The sequence below is a fragment of the Nocardia puris genome (genome assembly GCF_003315035.1).
Taxonomy (GTDB): Bacteria; Actinomycetota; Actinomycetes; order Mycobacteriales; family Mycobacteriaceae; genus Nocardia; species Nocardia puris.
Genome location: NZ_QNRE01000059.1, coordinates 1 through 1231, shown reverse-complemented (window position 1 = coordinate 1231; position 1231 = coordinate 1). Strand labels below are relative to the sequence as shown.

Here is a 1231-nt window from a genome sequence, read left to right as displayed (position 1 = left end):
CCGGTCGGTGCCCGCGCTGCCGCCGCACTCCCGCAACCGCGTGAACAACGTGTTCATGTCGTTCCACGAGTACTGCCACGCGGTCTTGATCGACGCTGCGGCCGTGCGCAACTCGGCGGGGGTGACCACCACCGGCGCCATCAGGGCCACATCTTCTGGTTGATGTCGATCGCGTTCGAATAGTTCGCGTGCGCGATCCGGGTGACCTCGCGCAGCTCGGCCAGGTTCTCGCGCATCTCGTCCACGCCCGCGCTCCAGGTCTCGTGGGCCTCGCGCTGCGCGGCGGCGGCGTGGCTCGACCAGCTCAGCTGAAGCTCGGCGATCTGGCGGTCGATCTCAGCCAGCCAGTCCGCGACCTTCTGCCCGAACTTGTCCATCGTGTCGATCGCCGCGTCGAGCTGCTCGAGATCGACACGGAACTTGTCGTCGTAGGTCACGGCAGATCCAACCCCGGTAGCCCGTCGATCCGCGACCGGGTGGCCTCGTCCTGCATCTCGTACTGGATCGCGGCCTCAGCCAGGCTGGCCGAGGACTGCTCCAACGCCGCGACGACGGTGTTCGCGCCGTCTTTCCACTCGACCCACGACTCGTCGTACGCGCTGGCCGCCTTGCCCTGCCAGCCATCCGCCAGGAGTTCACGACCGATCGTCGCATCCAACCGCGCCACCTCATCACGCATCTCCCGCGCACGATCGGCGACGAACCGAGACACCTCACGAAGCCGCACAACATCGACTTCCAACTCATCCGACACCGGCCAACCCCCTCTGCCACACCCGCCTGCTACAGCATCACAGGCGATCGTAACCAACCGCACCAGCTGGCCTGGCCGGATAGCCCGGGGGCACGGCGGAGACCGTGGGATCGAGGCTTAGTGGGCTTCCCAGCGGGTGGCGGTGTTGTGCTTGAGGCAAGCGATTCGGCGATCAAGCTCACCGCGGGCGGCGGGATCTCCCAGGTGCGCGCGTCGGATATATCCGGTGAGGGTGTGCAGGTCACGCATGCGGACCAGAGCCTCGAAGAGCGGCTGGCCTCTGGGGTCGGTGCCGTAGGCGTGCAGGAACTCCTCGATCGCGCTGTCGGGGGTGCCGAAGCGGGCGCTTTGGATGGTGTTGGCGAGGTCGAGTTCGCGGGGGGCGAAGCTGATCTCGTCCCAGTCGCCGAGACGGACGATGTCGTTGTCCCAGAGGGTGTTTCCCCGGTAGGCGTCGCCGTGGACCAGTCCTTGCCC

At 67.0% G+C, this 1231-nt stretch carries 3 protein-coding genes; all 3 read right to left on the bottom strand.

The features are described from left to right. Window positions 1-140 precede the first annotated feature (140 nt). Window positions 141-437, bottom strand: coding sequence for a WXG100 family type VII secretion target (locus tag DFR74_RS35260; protein WP_232331941.1), 297 nt, complete (start codon window positions 435-437; stop codon window positions 141-143). Beyond that, window positions 434-754: a WXG100 family type VII secretion target gene (locus DFR74_RS35255; protein WP_067514477.1), complete on the bottom strand. Its 321-nt coding sequence runs from the start codon at window positions 752-754 to the stop codon at window positions 434-436. The genes DFR74_RS35260 and DFR74_RS35255 overlap by 4 nt, the downstream gene beginning before the upstream one ends. 117 nt (window positions 755-871) lie before the next feature. Continuing rightward, window positions 872-1231, bottom strand: a 360-nt coding sequence (locus DFR74_RS35250) for a phosphotransferase (protein ID WP_147266057.1), incomplete at its 5' end; no start/stop codon positions are given.